This is a genomic window from Baaleninema simplex PCC 7105 (assembly GCF_000332355.1).
In the GTDB taxonomy this organism is placed as follows: Bacteria; Cyanobacteriota; Cyanobacteriia; order Cyanobacteriales; family Geitlerinemataceae; genus Baaleninema; species Baaleninema simplex.
Window position 1 is genome coordinate 3,906,086 of sequence record NZ_KB235958.1, and the last position, 16,669, is coordinate 3,922,754.

The following is a 16,669-nucleotide window of genomic DNA, read 5'->3' on the forward strand; positions in this document are numbered from 1 at the left end:
TGTGCCTTGGCAGTCCCAGTTACCCAACGATTTTCTTCACACAACTTGCCTTCAAAAGGAAGTTCAAAGGCTTCTTCGGGCGCGTCAGGATTTTGTGATTTTCGATACATTTTTTCTTGCCGGATGCACGGGAATTTCCAATTTTACCTCTTTTTCGGGTTCTCGAAGCCACGTCAAGACTCCTCTAAGCCTTACGTCGTAAGCTTTTCACTTCTTTTCAGCAAGCCCTAGCTAAGGCGATCGAACTTGACACTGAATAATTTTAGGATTATCAAAAAGTCGAGATTGAGTAAGACATGATTGAAATGCGTTATATTATTCCCATTTTACTGGCGATCGTTCCAGGCGTTGCAGGAGTTTGTATTTTGGCCTACTTTGCCCTAATCGATTGGGAGGCGTTGCAAAAAGCCTACGATCGCTTTTCGGAGGTTGTCGCAACTTCTTCAGATTTGTATTTGCAGCGAAAGCCCAACAAAACATCCATCGCGTGAATTTATTGGCTGACAATCAGTTTTGTTGACATCCTCACCGCACTGGAAGGACGGTGATTCCCAAACCTCGCGATTTGGGTTCCTGCTTCTTTCTCTTCCGAGTTTTTTGCAGTTGCTCTCCAGATCGAGATCCTTCAAGTCTTACACTCGCTCCACAGGCTGAAACGGTGTGTCCCACCGCCTTACAGGGGTCGCGAAGCTCAGCCAAAAGGTTTTTTGCCGCGTTGATGTCTCTGTCGTGAACCGTTCCACATTTGGGGCAAGTCCACTCCCTGACACTCAGCGGCATCGAATCCATTTGGTGTCCGCAACTCGCACACAATTTGCTACTCGGAAACCATTTGTCTACCTTGACGAGAGTACGCCCGTACCACTGACACTTATAGTCCAGTTGGTTGACGAACTCTCCCCAGGCACAATCGGAGATATGTTTGGCAAGTTTGTGATTTCTCAGCAGATTTTTGACCGACAAATCCTCGACCGCGATCGTTTGGTTTTCACGAACGAGTCGGGTCGTCAGTTTGTGCAGGTAGTCGCTCCGAGAATCTTTAATTTGTTCGTGAATTTTGGCAACTTGACGACGGGCTTTCTCTCGGTTACGAGAACCCTTTATCTTTCGAGACAGGGATTTCTGAGCGCGTCTCAGGCGTTTGTAGTGCTTCGTCAGATGGCGGGGATTTTCCACCTTTTCTCCATCGCTGGTGATGGCGAGATGGGCGATTCCCACATCGACACCGACACTTTTTTCGGACTGGGGAAGCGGTTTAACGGTATCGTCGTCCGCCAAGATGGAGACGTGCCAGCGCCCCGAAGGTTCGAGTCGCACCGTAACGGTAGAGGGTTCTGCTCCTTTGGGAAGTTGACGACTCCATCGGATATTGAGGGGTTCTTGGCTTTTCGCCAAATACAGAGAACCGTTTCGCCAACGAAACGCCGCTTTAGTAAATTCGGCGCTTCCTCCGTTCCGTTTCTTTTTAAAACGAGGATACTTGGCACGTCCGGCGAAAAAGTTGGAATATCCCCGATCGAGATGACGCAATCCCTGTTGGAGGGGGACAGCAGAGACTTCCCCAAGAAACTGCAATTCCTCTTCCTTCTTCCATTGCGTTAACATCTTCGAGGTTTCCCGATACCCCACCTTCTCCTGTCGCTCTTTCCAGGCTTGGGATCTTGCTTCCAAGGCTTTGTTGTAGACGAGTCGCACGCACCCCACCGTCCGCCGCAAGAGGGACTCTTGTTCGTGAGTGGGATAGAAGCGGTATCGGAACGCTCGAAGTGTCATTTAGACGGTTTAGCCACTCAGTCCAGTGTACTGTAAAGCCGCCCTAGAAGGCTTGCCCTGAGCTAAGTCGAAGGGGCGGGGTTTTAGACCCAAAATTTTTGATAACTTGACTCTTGAAAAAGTCGCGATCGCCTATCGCCTAAACTTGACATCCGACGCTCCATCACGTCCACGCTCGATAAAACGTCACGTCTTCCCAGGCTGAGGCGAGACGACGTTCGATGTCCGCCATCGCCGCATCTTCGAGGGGGACGAACTGACGCGCCACGGCCACGTTTTCCGTCAGTTGTTGGGGATTCTCTGCCGCGATGACACAACAGCGGACGCCGGGAACCGACAGGCTGTATCCCAAGGCTTCTCGCATTCCGTCGAGACGTCCCGACGCGAACAACTTCCCGTAAGCAGGAACTTTCATGGCGATAACGCCCACGTTCTGCTCGATCGCCACAGGCATCACCACCGGGAGAAACGGTTGCGGGTGATGTTTGTCGGCGGCGTTGACGGGAATTAGTGTCGTATCGAAGGGGTAACGGCGCAATCCTTCAGCGATGACGTTGGGATCGTGGTGTCCGGTGATGCCGGTTTGACATCCTCACCGCCCTGGAAGGACGGTGATTCCCAAACCTCGCGATTTGGGTTCCTGCTTCCTTCTCTCTCGAGTTTTTCGCAGTTGCTCTCCGGATCGAGATCCTTCAAGTCTTCGTTCTCTCGGATGCAAGCTCCGAGAGCTGCGAAGACTGCGTCTTACACTCGCTTCACAGGCTGTAACGGTGTGTCCCACCGCCAAAATTCCAATTCAATTGGAGTTTTAGGCAAACTTACTAACTTGGGTTTCGTTAGCCAGTTTAACCATTCACGTCCATTGTACTGTAAAGCCGCCCTAGAAGGACGGGGTTTTAGACCCAGATTTTTCGATAACGGATTAATCCTTGCTCTTTGGCTTCCTCTAACGCTCGTATCGCCCCCGTTCCCCCAAACAGGCGATCGATCTCTTCGGGTAGGGAAACGTGGTGTAACTGCCATAAATCCAGGCGATCGGTCTTCAAGCGTTGAAGCGATCGCTCTAATTCTCGCCAAGCCCCGTCGCGATCGCGCCTGGCGGTTTTACTGGCCAAAAACACGCGATCGCGATACTCCGGCAAAATTTTACCGAGATAATCCTCGCTCGGTCCGTAACTGGCTGCCGTATCGAAGTAGCGAATTCCCAAATTTAACGCGGTTTCAACTAACTCCAACGCCTCGCCTTCTCGCCCCGGTTTCGAGAGTGGCGTTTGTCCGGCACCTCCCAACCCGAAAATCGGGACGGACTCCTCAGTTCGGCCGAGAACCCGTTCTGGCATCGTCGTGACCGCATTTGAAATGACGTTTGACGAGGTTTCTGACGAGGTTTCTGACGATAAAATCAGATTGCGTTGTTGTACGGCTTTAATGCCGATCGCTCCTCCCGCAACGGCAGCAGTGGTAGCGATAAACTTACGTCGCGTGGGATGTCGTGTCGTGCGATCGCGGGTCATAGTGGCTGGACGACTCTACAATTTCATGGTACGCAAAACCACTCAACTGACAAGAACGATGTCACGCAACTGTCACATCCGCGTCACAGTATCGTTACTTTCAAGCACTACGATGGCACTCAGAAGAAGACGACGTATTCAATGAGGGGATATTTCATGCCGCATTCCCCTCATTGGCTGTACTCGGCTCCATCCTAGGTTCCAGCTTCCCCCATCTCCCTCAGATGGGGGGTTTTTTTCAGGGAAGAGGGAAGAGTGAAGAGTGAAAAGTGGGGACAGTGGACAGTTGATACGTTTTTTCCTCGCCTCCTCACTGGCGACTGGCGACTGGCGACTGAAACACTGCTCACTGTTCACTGTAAAAAGCTTCCTCATCTCCTGACCAGGCTGCGAAAATCGAACTCGACGGCGTTGGGGTGGCACGTGCCGCATTGCTTGATGTCTATGGGGCGAGGAACTTCGACTTCTGGATGCAACGCCTGAAAATACGTCGAATATTCTAATCGATAGGGAATCGTTTCCTCGGCGCTGCGTTTGGGCCGGGAAAAGGTTTGTAGGTAATCCCACACGATATAAATTTGCGGACTGGGGAGAACCTCGACGCGGGTTCCGTAATGTTCTTCATCGAGCAACAATTCTCGCCAAGTTTCCGTCGGAAGTACGGCAGGAGGAATCCCGACGTGACAGGTGGCGCAATGTTCCAAATAAAGCTGTTGTCCGGCTCTAAAACGTTCTGGAATCGGATCGACGGTTCCGATATGAGGGCGATCGAGAACGCCGCGATCGACTTGGGAACGAGCGATTTGAGAGACTCCCCACCCCCAACCGACGCTCCATAAGAGCAGTAATAGACCTAAAATCAAGATCGAGGGTGTTTTTCGACCTAGAGATGCTTTAGCGGGATTCGGCATACTAACAAGGACGCAATCGAGCGAAAAACGAGATTTCATCGATATTCTAGCGTTATCCTCAAACTCCTAAAGATTTCTGAGTTTCGCGGACTGAAGCATCTGACCTGAGTAAAAGAAAGTGTTTCACGAGAGTCTCAGAACAACTCTCCGAGATCGCCCAGGGCCCACAACACGCAGACGATGAAAATCTTAATCTATTCGTATAACTATCATCCAGAACCGATTGGCATCGCTCCGTTAATGACCGAGTTAGCCGAGGGTCTCGTCCGACGCGGACATCAAGTCCGGGTGGTTACGGGGATGCCGAACTATCCCCAACGCCGGATTTACGAGGGCTATCGGGGAAAGCTCTACGTCACTGAAGAACTCAATGGCGTTAAAATTCAACGGTGTTACGTTTGGGTTCGCCCCAAACCCGGTTTTATGGATCGGGTGCTTCTCGAAAGCAGTTTCGTCTCGACGAGTTTCGTGCAGGCCCTCAACGGATGGCGTCCCGATGCGATTTTGCTCACGAGTCCCCCTCTACCGGCCTGCGTTCCGGCAACTGTGGTCAAATGGATTTACCGCTGTCCCGTGGTGTTGAACCTGCAAGACGTTTTGCCTGAAGCGGCGATCGTCACGGGTTTGTTACGCAATAAGTTTCTCGTGCGGATCTTTGAGTCCCTCGAACGGTTTGCTTACCGCAATGCCGATCGCATTAGCGCGATCGCGGATGGCTTTGTGGACAACCTCCTCAAGAAAGGGGTCGATCCGCAAAAAATTGCCCTGATTCCCAACTGGGTCGATACGAATTTTATCCATCCTCTGCCGAAAGAACCGAACGGGTTCCGCGACGAATACGACTTAAATGGAAAGTTCGTCGTTCTGTACTCTGGCAACATCGCTCTGACTCAAGGGTTAGAAACGTTAGTGCAGGCGGCCTCGTTTTTGGTCGACGTTCCTGACATTGCAGTGGTCATCGTCGGTGAAGGACGAGCGTTAGAAGTGCTGCAACGACTGCGCGAACGGTGGGAAGCAACGAATGTCAAACTGTTGCCGTTTCAGCCCCGCGAACGACTTCCCGAGATGTTGTCGGCGGCGAACGTCGGTATGGTGATGCAGAAAAGCAGCGTCATCGCCATTAATATGCCCTCGAAGATTCAGGTGTTACTGGCCAGCGGACTGCCGATCGTGGCGTCGGTTCCCGAGGACGGTACGGCGGCGAAAGCGGTGCGAAACAGCGGTGGCGGCCTCGTCGTTCCGCCAGAAGACCCCTATGCGCTAGCCCAGGCGATTCGGGAACTCTACGACAATCCCGATCGCACGACGGCGTTAGGCCAGCAGTCGCGACAGTTTGCGATCGACAACTATTCGTTCGAGGAAGCGTTGAAGCGTTACGAGGTATTGTTCGCCGAACTCGTGTCTTAGAATGAAGGGGGCAGCAGCCGATCGCTCGTGAGTTAGAGCGATCGGCTTCTGTTGTCAGTCTTGCGAATTCGTCAAACGCCCGTAACGCTAACGATATTCGTCGCCGCAGTCGCCGATAATGGGGAAAAGATCCCGCGATCGCTCCCAAATCGGTTCTAAACGCTGGCGGTCTTCGTCGTCTAAGCTGAAGTCGAACACTCGCGCGTTATCGGCAATGTGTTCGCTCAACCCCAATCGCGCCCCGACGATCGCTCCGGCTACCGCAGGTTGTTCGAGAACGTAGCGCACGGCGACATTAGCCAAGCTGACGCGGTGTTTGTCGGCGATCGCCTTGAGGGTTGACAGTAAGTCTTGAAACAAGTTCCACCCGCCCCAAGCATCGATAATTTGTTTGTACTTGCGAAGCGAGACGGTTTCTAAGCCGAAGGAACCGGGATCGGGATTTCCGATCCATTTTTCGGACAGGAATCCGCCGCAGAGCGTTCCGTAAGCGAGCAGTCGAACGCCCCGTTCTTGACAAAACGGTACCATTTTCACTAAAGGACGGCGATCGAGAAGGGAAAACTGGACTTGGTTCGAGACCACTTCTATGCCGTTCTCGAGAATAATTTGAAGGTGTTCGGTATCGAAATTCGTTAACGCTAAATGTCGAATTTTTCCCTCTTGTTGTAAGTCGCTCATGTGCGCCAACGCGTCGAGATAGTTCGGGTTGCGATAGTCCCACCAATGAAACTGCAACAAATCTAAAGTTTCGGCGTTCGTGCGATCGCGGGCGCGATCGATATTTTTTTCGACGATCGCTCGCGTCATGCGTCCGGGGCGCGGTACCCATTTGGTAAAGGCTCGTATGGTTTCTAACGCCGCTTCACCGCGTTGGTTTGCCAGTCGTCGCCGAAATTCACCGATGAAGTCTTCGGCCGGGCCGTAGTGATCCGCCAGATCCCACGTGGTAAAGCCAGCATCGACGTAATCGAACATGGCATCGATAGCACGTTCGGGATCGATGCGTCCGTGAGCGCCAGACACCTGCCACATTCCGTTGAGAACGCGACAGATCGTCATGTCAGAGGTCAACTGCACGCGGCTATTTTCAGGTAAAGACATGAGAAAATCGATAATTGATAACGTTTTGTACAGTCACCAGTCACCAGTCACCAGTCACCAGTCACCAGTCACCAGTCACCAGTCACCAGTCACCAGTCACCAGTGAAGACAGTTAACAGGTAACAGTTTCTCCCCCTCTCCCCCTCTCCCCCTCTCCCCCTCTCCCCTTCTCCCCCTCCCCTTCTCCTCATCACTGAATTTCAACCTTAACCTCGTATTCATAGCCTTTGTAATTGGAGGGAAATTCGAGGGTGTAATCGCCGCTTTCGGGAAGCCGTCCCCTCCAAGTCGATTCTCCCCTCATTCCCGCCGCGTCGGTGAGTTCTGTTCCGTTGGGAGAGTAGAAAAACGGAAGCGGTCCTTCGAGGGCGGTTAGGGTCGTGGTTTGTCCGGCCGCCGCCTCGAGATAGTATTGGTGAGTTCCAGTTCCGATAAAGCGATCGCCCAAGGTAATGGCGGTGGCGTTGACGGGAAACTGAACTCTGGCGACTTTTTGGTTGCAACCGCTCTCGGTCAGGTCTTTGTAAATCCATCCAGCAACGGGATCGGAAATTTTCCACCAAGACCCCTCGTCGCTTTCGACAGATACGAAGGTTCCGTTATCGAGAGTTCCGACAATATTTCCCTCGGCGACTTCTGGGGCCGATCGCACGTTGAGAGGAGCGCCGGGATCGCTCACTCTCGCCATAGTCGTGGTGCAACTGACGAGACGGACAGCGGCGGGTTGCGGTGTAGGGGCGGGAGTCGGCTCGGGAGGTGGGGTCGGTGCGGATGCGGGGGCTTGGGAAAGCGGTTCGGGCGTTGCGGTCGGCGTGGGTTCGGGCGTCGCGGTTGGCGTGGGTTCGGGCGTCGCGGTCGGCGTGGGGTCGGGCGTCGCGGTCGGTAGGGTTGTCGGAGACGGCGTGACGGTTGCAGACGGATCGGAGGAGGTCGTGCAACTGCTGAGTGTGAAGAGGAAAATCAGGGCGATCGCAGGAGAAGTAAAACGCGGAAACTTCATCGGGATTTGGGGAGTCCAAGGATAAAATCAGGGAGCCGAAATGAGAAAATTTGGTGGTGAGGGACGACTCCGACTCGATTATACGTCTGCGAGGATTTTTCCCTGAGAAGCAATGACTGCCTGTGTTTGGGGATCGCCAATCTTTCAACCGGTGGAGGTGGGAGACAAACCGATCGGAAAAAGACGGCGGATCTGAGAATTCGTCTGTGAAATTCATCGCTCCGCTTAGCAGAAATCGACCCTCGAGTCACCGATCGGCCGTCGATCCCCACCTTTACAATTTGTAATAAAAAATAAAAAAGTCTGAAGAGTGAAGAGGTTAGTGGCCAGCCCTTTGAAGTTATCATCGCTTACCCCCGATAGAATACTGAGGTCTGTTCGATCTTTTCTCGAATCTTTCGATTTTCTTTATAATGAAGGAATACCTAAACTTTTTTAGTAACGCGAGACTGGCAAACACGATCGCTTTTTTTCGCGCGAAAACCCATCGAACCCCAACAGCGATCTGAGGAGCGAGTAGGAGACTTTTCAATGAACGTAGAGGAGCAAACCCAAGATTTAAAACAACGCCTCGATCGTGAGGTTTTGTTGCACCGAATGACCAACCGAATTCGCCAGTCGTTGGAGCTGCAAGAAATTCTCGATGCGGCAGCAGTCGAAACGCGAGCGTTCCTCGAGGTCGATCGGGTCAAAATCTATCGATTCAACGCCGACGACAGTGGCGAAGTCGTGGCCGAATCTGTAGTTGAAGGGCGACTTCCCTCTCTTCTCGGGCTGTCCTTTCCCGCCGACGACATCCCACGGTCAGCTCGAGAACGGTTCGTCAAGGAGCGAGTACGGACTGTGATTAATGTCGGCCAACGTTCGATCGGGTTGAGTCAAACTGAAGCCTCCGATCTGCCAGACGAACACCGAACCCTCGATGGCTGTCACGCCGAGTATCTCACCTCGATGGGGGTGGCGTCCTCCCTCGGCGTTCCTATTCTCCAAGGCGATCGCCTGTGGGGATTGCTCGTCGCCCACCACATCGAACCCCGTCACTACGATCGCCCTAAGTTACAACTGGTTCAAGCCGTGGTCGATCGCCTGTCGATCGCCTTAGCTCAAGCGGAACTGCTAGCCGAAACGCGCCGCCAAACCCAACGCCAAGCCACGATCGACCGGATCTCCACTCTCCTACACGCTCGACCCACCATCGAACTTGAAGCCGCGCTCGAAGCCACGGTCGAAGCCTTCGACGGTGTCGGTGGAAAACTCTACGTTGCCAACGACTCCCCCCTCCATGTGTACTGTGGCGTCTGCCCGGACTTCGGCGAAACTCCGACCTTAGAAAACGTATATCGCGACTGGGGAGAGTCTTGGGTTCGAGACCGCTCTCAAGACAACGGACAGTCTTCTAACCCGCTGTTCGAGACGCAAAACCTCACCGCCGTTCCCGAACTGGCGTCTGTCGCCGAAGCCTTTCTCGATGTGGGGGTTCGCGGGGTGCTGGTGTTGCCCCTCCACTACCGACAACAGTTTTTAGGCTACCTGAGTCTTTTTCGCCCGGAAACCGATACCGAAATCTGGTGGGCCGGACAGTTCGACCCCACCGAACTACAGCAACGCCCCCGTCAGTCGTTTGAGGCGTGGAGACAGCTCAAACGGGGTCAGTCTCAACCCTGGACGGAGGACGATCGACTCCTGGCTCGGGAACTCGGCGAACGGTTTGCCTCTGCCATCCAACAGTATTTACTGTACCGGGAAGCGCAAACTCTCAACGCCACGTTAGAACGACAGGTGGCCGAGCGCACCGCCCAACTCCAACAATCCCTCGAACTGACCGAAGCGCTGGCTCAAATTGCCGACCAAATTCGCGGCAGTCTCGACTCCGAACAAATTTTACAAACCATCGTCCGCGAAGTCCGCGCCCTCCTCGATACCGATCGCGTCGTCATTTACCAGCTCCTCGATGCCGAACGCGGAGAAATTACCGTCGAAGACGTGCGCGGTTCGTGGAAATCCATTTTGGGACAACAAACCCCACCGGGTTGCTTTCCCGAACGGGTGCGCCAGCAGTACCGACTCGGGGGCGCTAAAGCGATCGCCGACCTCGAAGCGATCGATCTGACTCCCTGTCACCGAAGGTTTCTCGACTCTCTACAAGTCCGGGCGAGTCTCATCGTTCCCGTGCGTCGCGATGAGGTCTTGTGGGGACTGCTCGTCGCTCACGAGTGTCAAGGCTCCCGTCAGTGGAGACTCCGCGAAGTCGAAGTCGTCGAGCAACTGGCCAAACAAGCCGCCATTGCTATCTCGCAAGCGGAACTGTTCGCGCAAAGCCGCCAAGCCACTGAAACCGCCAACGCGAAAGCTCGACAGCTCGAACGGGCGCTCGAAGAACTCAAACAGACGCAAACGCAACTGATTCAAAGCGAAAAAATGTCGAGTTTGGGACAGCTCGTAGCGGGGGTCGCTCACGAAATCAACAATCCCGTCAACTTCATTTACGGGAACTTGGTTCATACGACGGAGTATACCGAAGAGCTGATCGAACTGTTGCAGCTTTATCAACAGTACTATCCTCAACCCGTACCGGAAATTCTCGATCGCGCTGAAGAGGTCGATCTCGAGTTTCTCATCGAAGACTTACCCCGTATGCTGGGATCGATGAAAATCGGGGCAGAGCGCATCCGCCAAATCGTGTTGTCGCTGCGGAACTTCTCCCGTCTCGACCAATCCGATCTCAAGCCGGTCGATATTCACGACGGTATCGAGGGGACGCTGACGATTTTGCACCACCGCTTGAAAGCGAAAGCCAACCGCCCGGAAATCGAGATCGTCAAGCATTACGGCGAACTGCCAGCGGTCGAATGTTACGCCGGACAGCTCAATCAGGTGTTTATGAATTTGCTGAGCAACGCGATCGAAGCCTTTGAGGGATTCGACGAGAGCAAGGGCAAGCGCACGATCGAGATTCGCACCGAAGCGATCTCACAAAATTGGGTACGCGTGACGATTCGCGATAACGGCTGTGGTATTCCCGAAACGGTGCGATCGCGCATTTTCGATCCCTTCTTTACGACGAAACCCGTCGGAATCGGTACGGGGCTGGGACTGTCGATCGGCTATCAAATCGTGGTAGACAAACATCACGGTCGTTTTGAGTGCAACTCGCAACTGGGTCTCGGGACGGAATTTCGTCTCGAAATTCCCATCTGTCAGCACTCTAGCGAGCGAGAAACTCACAGCGACAGTCCCGCGTCAGCGGCTAAGATATAATCTAGTCTCCGCAGTCGTCGATCGATCGCGATCGATCGGCCAGATCTCGGCGGCGCGGTAAGCCATCCCCCCGAGTTGTGATGTTAGATCTCGATCGATGGGAACAATTGCGATCGTGCTGTCGAGACGAGGCAGCCTTCGATCGCCTCAAAGGGATTTTAAGAGAGATGGGGATGCCAATCTCGCGAGAGTTACTATCCCCACAAAATCTATCTTCAGAGGCGGCACTCGCTCGGGCGCAGCGTCAAATTCAACGTCAACAAGCGCTCGCGTCCACGATCGCTCGCATTCGCGAATCCCTCGACCTCCACGATATTTTTCATACCACCACCTCCGAACTGCGTCAGCTCCTCGATGCCGATCGCATTGCGATCTATCGGTTTTACGAGGACTTTAGCGGTCAGTTCGTCGCCGAGTCTATCGCACCCGGCAGCGTTCCCCTGTTGTCGAAATACGCCGAGACTGTCGAGACGGCGGTGGTAACGTCCCCAGGGATTCACTTTGAATCCAACAGCTTACCCCTCACCCAATCCGGAAAATCTCCAGCGCAAATCCTCGAGGAACATGGTTCGCCCGTGTCGGCGATCGTGCCGATTTTAGAAGGAGAGTTTTTGTGGGGCTTGCTGGCAGCCAGTCATGCTGAAGCCGATCGCCCTTGGCATCCTGACGATGTCGAACTCCTCGAACAAGTCAGCATCAATCTCGGCGTCGCCCTCAAACAGTCGAAACTGCTCCACCGCACTCAGCAGCAAGCCCAGCAACTGGCGAAAGCGGCACAGCGTCAAAAAATGCTGACGGTGACGATCGAGAAAATTCGGCGATCGCTCGATATCGATACGATTTTTACGACGACCACTCACGAAGTCCGACAACTGCTCGATGTCGATCGCGTGGCGGTATACTATTTCAACCCCGATTGGAGCGGACAGTTCGTCGCCGAATCCGTCTCTGAAGGCTGGACGAGCTTGTTAGAGTTACAGATGACTGTGCCTCAAGTTCAAGGAAATTTGATGGCTTGTCCGAAAATGAAAGTCTTGGTGGACGCGCAAGATCGAAACGACAGCGAGCAGAAGGAGGTTCCCCTTCATCCCCGTCAGGTGTTTACGGTTGAAGATCTCGAACGCGCCGGGTTTCAAGCGTCTTATTTAGAGGTTCTCAAACTCTATCAGTGTCGCGCGTATGCGATCGTCCCCATTTATCAAGGTAATACCCTCTGGGGAATGTTGGCCGCCTATCACAACACCGCACCGCGACAGTGGGAAACGGCAGATGTAGAGCTGTTGGTGCAGATTAGCGAACACCTCGGCGTCGCGTTGCAACAAGCCGAACTCCTCGAACAAACGCGAATGCAAACTCGTCGCCTCGCCAAAACGTTACAGGACTTGCAAAAAACTCAAACTCAGTTAATTCACAGTGAAAAAATGGCGGGGTTGGGTCAATTGGTGGCGGGAGTCGCTCACGAAATTAACAATCCTGTTAATTTTATTTACGGAAATTTGACTTACGTTCGAGATTATGCACAAGATCTGATCGATTTGATCGGCGTGTATCGCGAACAGGTGACCGAGCCGAACGAGGCTGTCGAAGAGAAAATCGACGAAATCGATTTAGAGTTTATCGTCGAAGATCTACCGAATTTGATTTCTTCGATGAAAACGGGAACCGATCGCATCCGTCAAATCGTGCGATCGCTGCGAACGTTTTCCCGACTCGACGAAGCTCAAAAGAAAACGGTCGATATTCACGAGGGAATCGATAGCGTGCTGTGGCTGCTCAAGCATCGCCTGACTTCGAGCCACGACGGACAGATTAAAGTGGTCAAAAAGTATACCCAACTCCCGAAAGTGACCTGCTACGCCGCTGAGTTGAATCAGGTGTTTATGAACTTGCTCAACAATGCGATCGACGCCCTCGAAGACTTAAAAGATCCGAAGAAAAAACCCACGATCGTTCTGGCAACCGAACAACTCGACGAAGATAATATTTTAATTCGCATTGTCGATAATGGTGGTGGAATTCCCGAAGAGATAAAACAGCGAATTTTCGATCCGTTTTTCACGACGAAATCCCCCGGAAAAGGAACGGGTTTGGGATTGTCTGTCAGCTATCAAATTGTTGTGGAAAATCACGGCGGCGATCTCAGTGTGAAATCGAAACTTGGTGTCGGAACGGAATTTGCGATCGAGATTCCGATTAAGTCGATCGATGGGGAAGAATAGTTGAGAGTTGAGAGTTAAGAGTTGATAATTGGAAGGTTGACGGCTGTTTTTCCACTTCGCAACCCATGATAAAACGCGCTCTGCTATTGCTCGGTCTGCTTTGGCTTCCCCATCCGGCTTCTGCTGCTTTTCCCGAACCCGAACGCAGCGAAACGGCGATGGTGGTGTCGGCGCATCCCCTGGCGAGCGAGGCCGGACTTGCCCTGTTAGAACGGGGTGGAAATGCTGTCGATGCAGCCGTTGCAACCACTTTTGCGATTTCTGTCGTGGAACCCTTTTCGGCGGGAATTGGCGGTGGCGGGTTTTTGTTGCACTACGACGCCGACGCGCAGGAGGTTACGAGTTTGGACTTTCGCGAACGTGCGCCGTTGGCGGCGACGGAAACCATGTATCTCGATGAGTCGGGGGAAGCGATCGCGCGATCGAGCCTCGACGGATATCGAGCCGTCGCCGTCCCCGGAACGGTGGCAGGATTGTACGAGGTTCACCAGCGTCACGGAAGCTTACCCTGGGAAACGGTGGTGCAACCGGCGATCGCTCTAGCACGAGAGGGTTTCCCCGTCAGTCGTCGCTTCGTGGGTGCAGTGGAACGGCGACGAGAAATGTTGCTCTCCAACGATGCGGCGAAAGCGGCGTTTACGCAAAACGGCGAGTTTTACGAGGTGGGAGATACGTTAGTTCAACGCGATCTCGCGGTGACGTTAGAACGCATCGCCGCCGATCCCGAGAGTTTTTATACCGGAGAGATTGCTAGGGCGATCGCTTCAGATATGGCAGCCCACGGCGGACTGGTGACGTTGGAGGATTTAGCGGCGTACCGTCCCGTTTGGCGCGATCCGGTGTGCGGTCCGTTTCGTCAAGTGCGGGTTTGTGCGATGGCACCGCCGTCTTCGGGTGGGGTTCACCTGCTGCAAATCCTCAATATCCTCGGCGATACCGAGATCGAAAGCTGGGGATGGCATCACCCGGACGCGTTGCATTTACTCGTCGAAGCTATGCGCGTCGCCTACGCCGATCGCGCTGAGTATTTGGGCGATCCGGATTTTGTCGAGGTTCCCGTCGCCGAACTCACCAGTCCCGAGTACGCGGTACTGCGTCGGGAGGCGATCGACATGGAACGGGCTACGCCCTCTAGCGACGTGAAACCGGCGGACGAGGAAACGTTACGACGGTTGCGGGAATCTCGCGATACCAGTCATCTGACGGTGGTAGACGGCGATCGCAACGCAGTCAGTCTCACGTTTACCGTCAACGGTGGCTTTGGGGCGGGGGTCGTGGCGGCGGGAACGGGAATCCTGCTCAATAACGAAATGGACGATTTCGCGATCGCCCCAGGCGTGCCAAATCTGTACGGGTTAGTCGGCGGTGAAGCCAACGCCATCGCAGCGGGAAAAACGCCCCTGTCGAGTATGACTCCGGCGATCGTTACTGAAAACGGTCAGTTGCGACTGGCACTGGGAGCGCCGGGAGGCAGTACGATTATTACTACCGTGCTGCAAGTATTGCTCAACGTGGTGTTGTACGACATGGACGCCGGGGAAGCCGTGGCCGCGCCGCGACTGCACCATCAATGGTTGCCCGATCGCACGATCGTCGAACGCTGGGGATTCGACGCCGCCACCACCGAAGCCTTAGAAAATCGCGGTCACGAGTTGGCGGTTTGGGACGGTTGGGGTAATGCCAACGCCATCGTCGTGACGACAGACGGGATCTTAGAAGGGGCTGCCGATCCGCGAGGGGAAGGAACTGCGCTAGGGTTGTAAGGCTAGAGTTACTGTTGAGGACGTGGCGATGCCGACTCAGTTAATTGCACTTTTGGCTGCGTTGTTGTTGTCGTGGTTGGTGTTTACCTGGTTAATTCGCGTGGTGAAGACGACGATTACCACGGCAATTTCGATCGCGGCGATCGTGTTGGTGTTACAGGTGGTGTTCGGTATCGATCCCGATATTCTCTGGCAAGAAATTCTTCGCTTTGCTCGGACGCTTCAAGAGATGTTTCAGAATGTCTCTAACGAACCGTCTAGGTTGGGGAAATAGTTGAGAACCACAGAGAAGGCGATCGCTTTAAGTCGTCCAGCAATAGGTAAAGATACCTGTATTTCATAACAACTTAGAAGGTCTTTATCATATTTCGTACCAAAAATAGCAACCTCGTAATAATTCATTACATTCAAAAGCCATTGAGGTGACGACCTTTCCCGATAGAGTTGTCAGACCGTTCTTCTCGGGCGATCGACGAAATCCACGACAAGCTTTTGATAGAATTAGGAACATCTCGCCGCGACCGTTTGCGTCAGCGTTGCGGATCGAACTCGCAGCTCCCCGTCAATCCGGATAACAGTTTTCCAAATGGCGCGGGTCTGCGGTATCCTCATGACGGTTAGCGCCCCACTCTCAAGAGATGGGGACACAGTCTTAACCTTTCGTGCCAGATTGACGACCCCAGTTGGGATTTAATAGAGAATAAGAATAACCATGAGATATCGTGCGTTAATTGCCGGACTCGTCGCGCTCTGCGTTGGGTTCCTAACCGCTTGTAGCGAAGAACCCGTCAGCCTCCTGAGCGATCGAACCTACACCTACGACCAGATAAGAAATACCGGACTCGCCAACAGTTGCCCGCAACTTCCCGAAACCGCACGGGGCGAATTTTCCCTCGACAGCGGAGAGTCTTACATTCTCACCGATTTGTGCTTGGAGCCGACTAGCTACTTCGTCAAAGAAGAACCGACGAACAAGCGTGAAGAACCCAAGTTTATTGGAGCGAAACCCCTGACTCGTTACACCTCCTCTCTCGACCAAGTGACGGGGGATTTGATTCTCGATAACAACGGGGTTTTGAGTTTTAAAGAAAAAGAAGGAATCGACTTCCAAGCGATTACCGTTCAACTTCCCGGTGGCGAACAAGTTCCCATGCTCTTTACCATCAAGAACTTGGTGGCTCAAACCCCCGGCGGTCAAAACGGAATCAGCACGTCGACGGATTTAAAAGGACAGTATAAAGTCCCCTCCTATCGCGGTGCTACTTTCCTCGACCCGAAAGCTCGCGGTCAAGCCACGGGATACGATAACGCTGTCGCACTTCCGGCGGCGGCCGACAACGAAGAAATCGTTCGGGAAAACGTCAAACGGACTCCCGTATTAGACGGTGAAATCGAATTGCAAGTCTCGAAAGTCAACAGCCAAACTGGAGAAGTTGCGGGAATTTTCCAAGCTATCCAACCTTCGGATACGGACTTAGGGGCTAAAGAACCGGTGGAGGTCAAAATTCGCGGTTTGTTCTACGGTCGCGTGGAACCGGCGGTGTAAGGTTTGCGCTTTTAGGCAATTCTTTTTTTCAGCCAATTTTTTGGATTTACTTTGAATGCGGTCGTTTGGGATAACCTCCAGACGGCCGTTTTTACGGTGAAGAGGGAACGGGGAATGGGGAACGGGGAACGGGGAACAGTCAGCAGTGAAGACAGTTTTCAGTTAACAGTGTCT

At 53.4% G+C, this 16,669-nt stretch carries 13 protein-coding genes; 7 read left to right on the top strand and 6 right to left on the bottom strand.

What is annotated here, in order from left to right; translation table 11 throughout:
• Positions 1 to 305 precede the first annotated feature (305 nt).
• Positions 306 to 491, top strand: coding sequence for a hypothetical protein (locus GEI7105_RS31490; protein WP_144053880.1), 186 nt, complete (start codon positions 306 to 308; stop codon positions 489 to 491).
• Positions 492 to 525: 34 nt separating this feature from the next.
• Here the strand turns inward: GEI7105_RS31490 and GEI7105_RS0119820 are convergent, their stop codons facing one another.
• The 4 genes from GEI7105_RS0119820 to GEI7105_RS0119830 form a co-directional block, all read right to left on the bottom strand.
• Positions 526 to 1,773: an RNA-guided endonuclease InsQ/TnpB family protein gene (locus GEI7105_RS0119820; RefSeq protein WP_017662175.1), complete on the bottom strand. Its 1,248-nt coding sequence runs from the start codon at positions 1,771 to 1,773 to the stop codon at positions 526 to 528.
• 163 nt (positions 1,774 to 1,936) lie between these two features.
• On the bottom strand, positions 1,937 to 2,311 hold the full coding sequence (locus GEI7105_RS31495) for an aldo-keto reductase family protein (RefSeq protein ID WP_202804413.1): 375 nt from the start codon (positions 2,309 to 2,311) through the stop codon (positions 1,937 to 1,939).
• Between the two features lie 358 nt (positions 2,312 to 2,669).
• Positions 2,670 to 3,287, bottom strand: coding sequence for an aldo/keto reductase (locus GEI7105_RS31500; protein ID WP_051044164.1), 618 nt, complete (start codon positions 3,285 to 3,287; stop codon positions 2,670 to 2,672).
• A gap of 371 nt (positions 3,288 to 3,658) precedes the next feature.
• Positions 3,659 to 4,150 carry a diheme cytochrome c gene (locus GEI7105_RS0119830; RefSeq protein ID WP_245555437.1) on the bottom strand — a complete coding sequence of 164 codons (492 nt, stop codon included), beginning with the start codon at positions 4,148 to 4,150 and terminating at the stop codon, positions 3,659 to 3,661.
• Between the two features lie 228 nt (positions 4,151 to 4,378).
• On the opposite strand from GEI7105_RS0119830, the gene GEI7105_RS0119835 reads away from it, so the two are divergent.
• Positions 4,379 to 5,605 carry a glycosyltransferase family 4 protein gene (locus GEI7105_RS0119835; RefSeq protein ID WP_017662177.1) on the top strand — a complete coding sequence of 409 codons (1,227 nt, stop codon included), beginning with the start codon at positions 4,379 to 4,381 and terminating at the stop codon, positions 5,603 to 5,605.
• Positions 5,606 to 5,692: 87 nt separating this feature from the next.
• Here the strand turns inward: GEI7105_RS0119835 and GEI7105_RS0119840 are convergent, their stop codons facing one another.
• Together GEI7105_RS0119840 and GEI7105_RS38655 are read right to left on the bottom strand one after the other, a co-directional pair.
• Positions 5,693 to 6,709: an aldo/keto reductase gene (locus tag GEI7105_RS0119840; RefSeq protein ID WP_017662178.1), complete on the bottom strand. Its 1,017-nt coding sequence runs from the start codon at positions 6,707 to 6,709 to the stop codon at positions 5,693 to 5,695.
• A 190-nt stretch (positions 6,710 to 6,899) separates the two neighbouring features.
• Positions 6,900 to 7,709: an SH3 domain-containing protein gene (locus GEI7105_RS38655; protein ID WP_158413234.1), complete on the bottom strand. Its 810-nt coding sequence runs from the start codon at positions 7,707 to 7,709 to the stop codon at positions 6,900 to 6,902.
• 531 nt (positions 7,710 to 8,240) lie between these two features.
• Here GEI7105_RS38655 and GEI7105_RS0119855 point away from each other — a divergent pair.
• The 5 genes from GEI7105_RS0119855 (at position 8,241) to GEI7105_RS0119875 (ending at position 16,495) form a co-directional block, all read left to right on the top strand.
• Positions 8,241 to 10,967 (top strand): GAF domain-containing protein, encoded by a 2,727-nt coding sequence (locus tag GEI7105_RS0119855; protein WP_017662182.1) that lies wholly within the window; start codon positions 8,241 to 8,243, stop codon positions 10,965 to 10,967.
• Between the two features lie 80 nt (positions 10,968 to 11,047).
• Positions 11,048 to 13,186: a GAF domain-containing sensor histidine kinase gene (locus GEI7105_RS31515; RefSeq protein ID WP_017662183.1), complete on the top strand. Its 2,139-nt coding sequence runs from the start codon at positions 11,048 to 11,050 to the stop codon at positions 13,184 to 13,186.
• A gap of 65 nt (positions 13,187 to 13,251) precedes the next feature.
• On the top strand, positions 13,252 to 14,949 hold the full coding sequence (ggt, locus tag GEI7105_RS0119865; RefSeq protein WP_026097807.1) for a gamma-glutamyltransferase: 1,698 nt from the start codon (positions 13,252 to 13,254) through the stop codon (positions 14,947 to 14,949).
• A 28-nt stretch (positions 14,950 to 14,977) separates the two neighbouring features.
• The gene (locus GEI7105_RS0119870; RefSeq protein ID WP_026097808.1) at positions 14,978 to 15,223 is read left to right on the top strand and encodes a hypothetical protein; all 246 of its coding nucleotides are present in this window, start codon (positions 14,978 to 14,980) and stop codon (positions 15,221 to 15,223) included.
• Between the two features lie 438 nt (positions 15,224 to 15,661).
• Positions 15,662 to 16,495: a photosystem II manganese-stabilizing polypeptide gene (locus GEI7105_RS0119875; RefSeq protein WP_017662186.1), complete on the top strand. Its 834-nt coding sequence runs from the start codon at positions 15,662 to 15,664 to the stop codon at positions 16,493 to 16,495.
• The last annotated feature ends 174 nt before the right edge of the window (positions 16,496 to 16,669 follow it).